At 39.7% G+C, this 10,159-nt stretch carries 7 protein-coding genes and 1 pseudogene; all 8 read left to right on the top strand.

Annotated features, from left to right (window positions below; translation table 11 throughout):
* Nucleotides 1-1,308, top strand: a pseudogene (locus E7276_RS10120) (hypothetical protein); the annotation flags it as partial.
* Nucleotides 1,309-1,404: 96 nt separating this feature from the next.
* Nucleotides 1,405-2,427 (top strand): hypothetical protein, encoded by a 1,023-nt coding sequence (locus E7276_RS10115; RefSeq protein ID WP_294217056.1) that lies wholly within the window; start codon nt 1,405-1,407, stop codon nt 2,425-2,427.
* Nucleotides 2,428-2,472: 45 nt separating this feature from the next.
* Complete coding sequence (gene asp2 / locus E7276_RS10110; RefSeq protein ID WP_294217054.1) at nt 2,473-3,966, top strand: accessory Sec system protein Asp2; 1,494 nt, start codon at nt 2,473-2,475, stop codon at nt 3,964-3,966.
* Between the two features lie 143 nt (nt 3,967-4,109).
* On the top strand, nt 4,110-6,272 hold the full coding sequence (locus E7276_RS10105; RefSeq protein ID WP_294217052.1) for a hypothetical protein: 2,163 nt from the start codon (nt 4,110-4,112) through the stop codon (nt 6,270-6,272).
* A 188-nt stretch (nt 6,273-6,460) separates the two neighbouring features.
* A complete protein-coding gene (locus tag E7276_RS10100; protein ID WP_294217050.1) occupies nt 6,461-8,260 on the top strand; it encodes a methyl-accepting chemotaxis protein in 1,800 nt (599 codons plus the stop codon).
* 184 nt (nt 8,261-8,444) lie between these two features.
* Nucleotides 8,445-8,882: a hypothetical protein gene (locus E7276_RS10095; RefSeq protein WP_294217048.1), complete on the top strand. Its 438-nt coding sequence runs from the start codon at nt 8,445-8,447 to the stop codon at nt 8,880-8,882.
* 18 nt (nt 8,883-8,900) lie between these two features.
* Nucleotides 8,901-9,632 carry a hypothetical protein gene (locus E7276_RS10090; protein ID WP_294217046.1) on the top strand — a complete coding sequence of 244 codons (732 nt, stop codon included), beginning with the start codon at nt 8,901-8,903 and terminating at the stop codon, nt 9,630-9,632.
* 11 nt (nt 9,633-9,643) lie between these two features.
* Nucleotides 9,644-10,114 carry a hypothetical protein gene (locus E7276_RS10085; RefSeq protein WP_294217044.1) on the top strand — a complete coding sequence of 157 codons (471 nt, stop codon included), beginning with the start codon at nt 9,644-9,646 and terminating at the stop codon, nt 10,112-10,114.
* The last annotated feature ends 45 nt before the right edge of the window (nt 10,115-10,159 follow it).

The following is a 10,159-nucleotide window of genomic DNA, read 5'->3' as shown; positions in this document are numbered from 1 at the left end:
AGCGCAGCAGCTTCAGATTCAGCATCAATAGCAAAATCAGAGAGCGAGTCAATACAGACATCACTTAGTGAAAGCGCAGCAGCTTCAGATTCGGCATCAATAGCAAAGTCTGAAAGTGAGTCAATACAGACATCACTTAGTGAGAGCGCAGCAGCTTCAGATTCAGCATCAATAGCAAAATCAGAGAGCGAGTCAATACAGACATCACTTAGCGAGAGCGCAGCAGCTTCAGATTCAGCATCAATAGCAAAATCAGAGAGCGAGTCAATACAGACATCACTTAGTGAGAGCGCAGCAGCTTCAGATTCAGCATCGATAGCAAAATCAGAGAGTGAGTCAATACAGACATCACTCAGCGAGAGCGTAGCAGCTTCAGATTCAGCATCAATAGCAAAATCAGAGAGCGAGTCAACACAGAAGTCACTTAGTGAAAGTACAGAAGCATCACTCAGTGAGAGTGTACAGAAGTCACAGAGTATTTCTATTTCAGAAAGTACAGCAGCTAGCCTTAGTACTGCAAGATCTGAAAGCATGTCACTTTCGGTAAGTATTAGCTTGTCTGAGAGCATGAGCATCAGCAATTCTGAGAGACGTTCACTCAGCGCAAGTGTATCAGCAAGTGAGAGTGCATCTGTAAGTGAGAGTATCTCAGCAAGCGAGAGTGCAAGCACTTCAGAGTCAGTAAGTGCTTCAGAATCTGCATCAACTAGCACAAGTACTTCGGTTTCAGCAAGCACTTCAGAGTCAGTAAGCACTTCAACAAGTGCATCAGAGTCAACAAGTGCATCAGAATCAACAAGCGCATCAGAGTCTACAAGTGCTTCAACAAGCTCAAGTAACTCAGCAGCAACAAGCACTTCATCTGATAACTCAGGAAGTGGCTCAAGTTCTAGTTCATCAGCAAGCAGCTCAGGCTCAAGTGCTTCTACATCAACAAATGGCACAGCTGTAAATAATGCTGTAGATAATACAAGAGCAACAGCTAATGCAAATGCATTTAATGAAGTTACAAATGGCCCAGCAACATCAGTTGCAAACTTTAACGAGGTTGGTGACGACATCCAGACAATTACTAACGAGCAGGTTCCTCTTGCAGTAGTTCTTGATGACGATCTTGAAGAATTTGATGAGAATGGTGCAGTTACAATTGAGGATGAGTATACACCACTTGCAATTTCTAGAAGTGGAATTACAGGAAGAATTTGGTGGTATTGGATTCTCATCATCATCTCACTTATAACTGGCAAGGTTTCAAAGGACAAAAAGAAGGCTAAGGCAGAGGCAGTAGCTGACAATAAAGAGGATTAATTCACAAAATCTTTATAGAATGTATTATTAAAGTGAATTATAATTAGGGAGTGGAGAAGTAATTTTCCACTCTCTATTTTTATTGGAGGAAAAGAGATGAATAAAAAACTAAAAGGTGTACTAGAATTTTTAGGGATATTAGCAGTTACTGTGGTGATTGCAATGTCGAGCCCACTTAATCCATGGGTGACAAATGCATTTACACAGGCTCAAAATGAGATTTTTGATATCGCATTACAAATTAGAAATGGCTTCTTAGCCTATGTGGAAGTGGACGGACATTATGGTCCGGTGCTTTATGAGTTCTATGGCCTGGGATATTTGCCAACTGAGACTCATTTGCTTCATTTTGCAATGGAGGCAGTTCTAATTTTCATAATTGTATTGTTCCAGTATAAAACCGCCAAGCTTTTCACATCAGAAATCTTTGCATTTATATCAGCTGCGGTTCTAACAATTTTTGGATGGGGCGCATTGACTCACGCTGGAGCTGAGGAGCTTATGTTTTTCTTCCTCACATTGTCTGTATACCATATAGCAAGACAGCTGCAAAGCGGTTTCTTGTCTTATCATACATATTTGCTGGCAATTGATTTGGGCATGGTGTTTTTCTTGCAACCAGGTTATGTTTTCATATGGGTGGTAATGATATTATTCTTCGCAGTCAAATTCAAAATTGATGGGGTAAAGGGTAAAGAATACAGACAGTTCTGGTTCTCAATATTTGAGGGACTTCTCACAGTTGGTGTTCCAATGGGGCTTTACCTTACATATTTCAGAAACGCGATCGAATTCTGGGATAAGGTTGTTATCTATAATATGAATAACATTGGTGATTTCGCAGGTGGACTTAGAGTTATTTGCGGTAGCCCATGGGTAGTTTTGTTACCTGTCCTTGTGGTTGTGATTATTATCAAAGTATTTAAAAATGAAAAAATTGCACCACTTTGCATCTGGTTTTGCTTCATGGTGCTGACCTTCGTTGTGATTGCACTTCAAGGGGACAATCTTGATACATTCCTTCAGCTTTCAAAGGCAGTTTACATAGTGCCTATTGCTAGTGTATTTTCACTGATTGACCCAATACTTGGACTAAAAATAGAAGAAAGAGAGTTTTAATTTATAGCCTGGCTGGTGGTGTCATCAGCTAGGCTAAAATGTATTATGGATAAAATTAGAATATTACAAATTGGAACTGAAAATTGGGCGGAAGAATATAATATCCCTCGAAACGTAAAGTTGATACATGCCGAGCAGGCGCAGCTAAAGAAAAAGGATATTTACGAGATAGTTTATCTTGGCCGCAATATAGAAGAGGATGAGTTTGATGCCGTTAAGGCTATGTCTCATTCTTACTGTTTGTTTGTGGAAGATTCATTAGTTTTTAATGCAACTACAAGCAAACTATTTAATCAACGAATGGGCAAAAGACTCAGACGAGATAGGATACAGTCCTTCTTAGATAATGAGGCGAAAAAGTATTTTCCAAAGCCATACGGAGAAAAGTTTTCTCCAGAGGCTATCGGTATTGCCCAGGGCTTTAAAGGGAAAGTCAGCTGGAATGGACAGTACAGTGTTCACCTAGAGGGGGAATTTGGTTCAGAGCTTAGACAAATAGTTTTTTGGAGAGGAAATATTCCAATCGAGCCGGGGCAGGCTATTGATTTCTGGCTGGAATACAAAAAGTCTCCAGAAATAGAAATATCCATGACAATCAAGCAGTTTGTATCTGGAAGCTTGTCCAAGGTAATGGATTCTTGGGAGTTTTCTGAAAAGGATTTACAGGACCTTGTTAGGATAGAAGGTCGAAACGGTGGCGGTGTCATATCCTGCGCCATTAGAGCAAAGGGCAGTGGGTTCCTTGATATCATTGGACTACATGACCGTATTTCCAGATGGGATGTTGGCACCTTTATGGTAGGCGGAGAGAGATATGTAACGTCTGAGCGAGAGGAGATATTTGCTTACTTTGATCCAGGTGATTTGAAGCCACCACTAGCAGTATATTTTTCGGGTTATAAAACCATGGAAGGTTTTGAAGGCTACCACATGATGAGAAAAATGGGTTGTCCTTTCCTGCTTATTTCGGAACAAAGATTTGAAGGCGGCGGTTTTTACATAGGTTCCCAAGAATATGAAAAGCTAATGGTTTCTATTATTGATAAATACGTTAATAAGCTTGGATTCTATGCTGATGAAGTTATTTTGTCAGGGATTTCCATGGGAACAATCGGCTCGTTATATTATGGTTGTAGCCTAAAACCGCATGCTCTTATTCTAGGAAAGCCTCTGGCTAGTCTTGGCGACATTGCCAGAAATGAAAGACTAAAGCGACCGGGAGGATTTCCAACCTCCCTTGATTTGCTGCGACATTATTCAGGCAAAATGGATGATGAAGCTATAGAGAATCTAAACGAGCGTGTATGGAAAAAAATTAGAACGACAGATTTTGGCAGAACTAAATTCATTGTTTCCTACATGTTTGAGGATGATTATGATAATACTGCCTATGATAAATTATTAAGCGAGCTCAATTCCGCTGGTGTTCAGGTTTACGGAAAAGGCTTACATGGAAGGCATAATGATAATACAGGGGGAATAGGAGCTTGGTTCAAGGGCCAATATGAGCGTGTATTAAAGGACGATTTCAATCGGTAGTATATTGGCAAAAACTCCCTTATTTTGGCAAAAAGTATTACATAAAAACACGGGTTTTTCATAATTTATAAATATAATAACATTAGAAAATAAAAAACAGTGTAAAAATATAACTTATGGGAGAAAGACTGAGGTAAGGTATTATGGGTAAGAAAAAAGTTCAAGATTTAATAAAAGGCGTAGTAATAACAGGTACAGCAGTTGGGGGTGCCAGCGTTTTTTCAGATATGATGGGATTATCAGTAGCACAGACAGTTGAAGCTAGCACAGACGAGATTGTTGTAGGGCAAAACGCAGGCGAAGCACAGGAAGCACCTTCACAGGATAGTTTAGCTGATAGTGGTGCAGCTGGTGCAGGACAGGAAAATGCTTCAGGAGCAGGCGAAGGTGCACCAGTAGCAGAAGCACAGCAGAAAGCAGTTAGCGAGCAGCCAGCAGCAAAGGCACAGAGCGATACAACTGCAACAGATGAAACAACTCCAGCAGCAACAGAAACACAGAAAGAAGCAACTACTCCAGAGCAGCCAACAGAAGGCACAACAGAGGAGTCTAATGAGAATCCTGCAGCACCTACTGCAGAAACACATGAAGGTCCTACTGATGAGCAGATTTCTGAGTCAGCACAGGCATCTCTTTCACAGGAAGAGTCAACATTTGCATCTACTTCAGAATTCCAGGCTCAGTCATTATATACAGCTACATCTGAATTATCAGATGACATTAGCGCTACAGAAAATGAATATGCTGATGACTATGAGCTTTATGTTGAAGATAAAGAATACATTGAAGAAGGCATCGTAGCTAATTCTGATGAAGATGTAGCTCTTTCTAAAATCGAAGAGAAGCTTGATGAACGTATGGATCAGGAGCAGGAGATTAGAGAAGCTACAGCTAAAGCTAACAAAACATTACCAAAAGACTATTACAATAATGGTAGAGAGCTTGCAGTTGCAATGATTCAGTACAAGCTTACATTAAATGGAACTATTAGTTCTGATTACACTTTCGTTGAAAGCTCAGATTTACAGAATAAAGCAGGAGTAGTTTCTTATAAGTATTGGAACTCAGGCCTTAGCGGAGATTTTAATGGTCTCTATCAGAATCATAACATTTGCTTAAAGTATGTGGATGTAGATGGCGTATATCACGAGGAATATTATGATGAGGTTACTTGTGATTCAGACGGCAAATCAATTATCAGACCTCTAGATAAATGGGTTACAGAAGAGGAATACATTAATGATAAAAATGCGGCAAACAAGAAAATGAATGTTAAAACTGATGAAGACAATCCAAAGATTGCCGCTGGAATAAATGTATTAAAGAAAGAAGCTGTTTATGGTACTGAAATTAAAAAGGTATACAATTATCTAGGTCAAAAAATTACTACATATAAGAGAATTGGCTGGAATGATTCAGCTGAATACAACTATGGTAAAGGCGCTGATTGGTATTCAGAGTTTGAGTGCAAGGAAGACATTCAGCTTAGAAGTGATCTTTTAACTTTACCAGAAACTACAAATAGCCTTAAGGCACAGTTATCAGAGGTTGAGAATTCAGCTAGTGCAAGTGCAGTTGAATCACAGTCTGCATCACAGGTTAGACAAACATCACTTTCAGCTAGCGCAGAGGCTTCTACAGCTGCAAGCGAGGCAAAGAGTGAGGCTATATCACAGAAGGCTTCTGAACTTGCATCAACAAGCGCTTCATCTAGTGAGCTTGAAAGCGCATCAGTTAGTGCTTCTGCAAGCGAAGTTGCAAGTACATCATCAAGTACTTCAGCAAGCGAATATGCAAGTGCATCAGCTAGCACATCAGCAAGCGAATACGCAAGCGCATCAGCTAGCACATCACTTTCAACATCAGAAAGCGTATCAGCAAGCGAGTCAGCTTCTGCATCAGAAAGTACAGCTACAGAAACAGAAGGCCAGACTACAACTAGTGCATCAGAGAGAAACTACGCAGCAGCTTCTGGATACGTTAGCAATGTAGCGACAGCAGAGCAAGGCACAGTTCCTACAGATGTTTATAGCGAGGAAATGGTATTTGCACCAATTTCAAATGATCAGGTTCCTCTGGCAGTTTTAGGCGAAGATTTAGCAAACGAAGATGCTACTTATATGGCTGAAAATAATATGGATATTGTTACAACCATTGACGAGGATGAGGTGGCAAAGGGTGTTGATGCAAATGGCGGAGCTAATGTAAAGAGATGGTTTGCATCAACTCTTCCAGTAATCGGAACGCTTGCAACGCTATGGGGAAAAGAAAAGCTTAATAATACTGAGAAGAATAAGAGAAAATAACTGGCACTTTACTTGATACCAGACCTTCAAAATTGGAGGCCTGGTATTTTTTGGTTATTTGTAATTTAAGTTTAAATTATCAATGAAAACTCTGTGAAAATTTATAATTTTCAGACAATAAGTGATATATTTGAATCATCGACTAGGAAAAAATTTTGTTACGTAAGCAACATAGGAGGGGTAGACGTATGTCTAAGAAGAGAGGGTCATTAAAAACAGTGTTAATCGCTGTTATCTTAGCATCTGTAGTACTTACAGCAGCGATTATATCCACATTTACTATCGTTAGTACACTGAAAACTAACAGCGATTCTACAGCAGCTTACAAGAGCAGACTGCTAGAGGATGTAAAAACAAAGCTGAAACATGAAACTGAGGAAGCTATGAGTATCTGTGCCTTTATGTATAACAGATACGAGGCTGGTCAGATGACCTTAGATCAGGCTAAAAAAGAGTCTGCTGACATTATTCGTGATTTAAGATATGACGACGGAAATGGATATTTCTGGGTTGATACTTCAGAAGGTGTTAATGTCGTATTATTAGGACGTGATACAGAAGGACAGTCTCGTTGGGATAACACTGATTCTCAGGGAAATAAGTATATCCAGATGATGATTGAAAATGGTATGCAAGAAGGTGGTGGCTACACAGAGCTTCTTTTTGCAAAGCCAAATGAGACCGAAGAGCTTCCAAAGATTAACTATACAGCATACTATGAGCCATTTGATTGGGTAATGGGTACTGGTGTCTGGGTTGATGATTTAGATGAGCTTGAGGCTATTTACAAGACACATGCGGATGATGCCTTAAAGAGCAATATTATTGCCACAATTATTATCCTTATTATATTGATTATTATTGGTGCATTCGTTGCAATCTTCTTTGGAAAGAAGATTACAAAGCCTATTTCGCTTTCTGCTAGACAGATGGTGCGTATGTCAAATAGCGATTTTACCGAGAATACCGATTTGGCAGAAGTTCGTAAGCTAGTTAATCACAACAACGAAGTAGGAGAAATTTCTGAGGCTTTGGATTTGATGCACATGAACATAAGAAACCTTATGCTTCAGATTTCTGATACAACCGCATCTGTTGCATCTGCATCAGAAGAGCTTTCAGCATCAGCTTCACAGTCTGCTGAGGCCAGCGAGATGGTTGCAACCTCATGTACAAACGTTGCAAATTCTTGCAGTGGTCAGATTAATGCAGTTAGTGATGCAAGTTCTGAAACAGATTCCTTTGTTAAGAACATGGAAGATTTCCAGTTGGCAATTTCTCGTACAACAGAGATGATCAAATCTGCTAATGAAGCAGCTGTTAACGGTGCTCAGGACATGACAAATGCAACAGATATGATGAACAGCATCAGAGAATCTGTTGAAAATACAGCTCAGGTTGTTGAAGGCCTTGGTGAGAGATTAAAGTCAATCGATGAGTTCGTAATTACGATTTCTGAAATTGCCAGCCAGACAAACCTTCTTTCACTTAATGCCAGTATCGAAGCTGCTCGTGCAGGTGAAATGGGCAAGGGCTTCGCTGTAGTAGCAAGTGAGATTTCAAAGCTTGCTGATGAGTCAAATCAGGCAGCACAGAAGATTACAGAGCTTATTGCTGGTATCACCAAAAATTCTGAGGAAGCCGTTGATGCTATGCGTGAAGGCGCACAGAACGTTGTTAGTGGTTCTGAGCTTGTTAATGAGGCAGGCGGTACATTCAACAACATTGTAAACATGGTTAACTCAATTTCCGAAGAGTCAAACACAATGAGCGCTATTGTGGAGCAGCTCTCAGGCGGAACAGAGACAATCGCAAAGAACATCCACGAAATCGAGGAAATGAGCGTGGCTGTTGCAGACGAAACATCAAATGTTTCTGCAGCTTCTCAGCAGCAAACAGCATCTTCTTATGAGGTTGCTCAAGCTTCCGACAAGTTGGCTGGAAACGCACAGGAACTTCAGGATTTCGTTGCGAGATTCTCATTGTAAAATTAACATTTAAAAGGCTGCAGTACGCTGTGGCCTTTTTTACTTAAACATTTTGTTTAGTGGAATTTGCATGACAAAGCACTGTCAAAAGTGGTAAAATTTAAATAGCATTTTGTACAATTTTTTCTAAAGAATTAAAACATATTATTACACTCAGAATTGACAATTTGGTGGGAGGATTGGTATGCAGGGAGAATATACCGGGAAACCTATTTTTAAGCACCGTTATCTTGGAATGAGCGAGGATGATATTCGTCAGGAAATCGACAGACTTCAGGGCGAGGTATACCAGTTAGAGGAGATGCTCGAAGCTTATCGTCGAGATAATGTTGATATTCACAAGGCCGTTGCCGACGCGCAACAACAAAACGAGAAGCTACTCAAATCCCTTGGATTGAGAGTGCAGGATATGCATGACGCTCTCGATTATACCAAACCACTCAAAACTCAAATGGAATCCTTGTTAAAAGAATTCGAGGTAAATCTTGAAAATCTCTACAATTATGAGAATGTCAAACGCCAAAAGAAAAACGTATCTATAATCGTGGCACTTACAGTTATAAATACAATTTTGGCATTATCTATGACAGCGATGATTGTCTACTTAATATTATTTGCGTAATTTACTGGAGAATTTTAAATGAACGATTGGCTTATTGTTAATATTTTGGTTTGCATAATTGGTATTGATCTTTTGATTGCCATGCCATTCTACTTTAAAAGTAAAAATACAAAGAATGCCCTTAAGGCTGAGTTCGATGCATTTGTAAAAGAGATGGTCAAGCAAGACAAAGTATATGCACCACATATTAAGCAACTCAACAAAAATCTTAACATTATTAATCATTGGTTAAAAACTGGAAAGGACCCTACTGAGGATCAGGAAGAATCAGAAAAGGTTGAAAAGGAAGACCGTTTCTTTGCAGGTTTAATGGACCCTTTGGAAGCAAAAAAATGGAAACAGGCTGTCAAGGCTGCAAAAAAGGAAGGGCAGCTTGAGGACTTAGATGTAAAATCTCTTCGTGTAAATGAGTTTGCCTGCCGCGGTATGGAACCTCTCGAGGTCAACCAAGAAGAAATGAAGTTTTATTACGCCACTGACTACGGCGAATATATTTATTATTGTGCTACACCTGAGTATTTAGAGAGAAAGCTCTACAGACAGGTTATTTATTTTACAACATCTCGTACAGGAAATATTCCTCTTACATATCCACACAAATATGAAGGAGCACAGATGCTTTCGCTTTACAAACATCCAGCACAGACCGTATGGTTCCTTAAAAACTGGAAGTTGATTCGAAAAGGATTAGAGAGCGCTAATAAGGAAGAGGTTCCCCTTGATAAGAGTATAACGGAGTTTGATTTATAATTGAGGTTTCTATGGGAAATAAGGCTGAGATAGAAAAATTTACAAAAGATTTCCTTGACCGAAAGCCAACACGATGCTCAAAATGCAAAGGCCGAATTAGATATATTGGTGGCGGATATTACGAGTGTTATGATTGCGGCAACAAAGAAATTGATGATTTCGGCAGAGTCAAGGATTACATAGATGAAAATGGACCTGCGCCTGCTATTATTATCTCTGAGAACACTGGAGTGCCTGTTGATATTGTAAATGGAATGCTTCGTGAGGGACGCTTAGAGATTCCAGAGGGAAGTGTGGTCTACATTCAATGTGAGACCTGTGGCTGTAGCATTCGCTATGGTAGGTTTTGTCCGGACTGTATACGCAGCAGGACCAACAGCCTCAAGGGCGTATTCTTTAATCCAGATGTTGGTGAAAAACCTAAAAAAGAAGCGCCAAAGCATGACGATGGAAAAATGCATTTTTTAAAATTTGAAAAGTAAATAGAATAGTGCAGTATTAGGCTGTACTAAGGGATAAAGTAAAAG

The sequence above is a fragment of the Pseudobutyrivibrio sp. genome, from assembly GCF_015057185.1.
Classification (GTDB): domain Bacteria; phylum Bacillota; class Clostridia; order Lachnospirales; family Lachnospiraceae; genus Pseudobutyrivibrio.
This window is presented reverse-complemented; position numbering and strand designations above follow the sequence as displayed.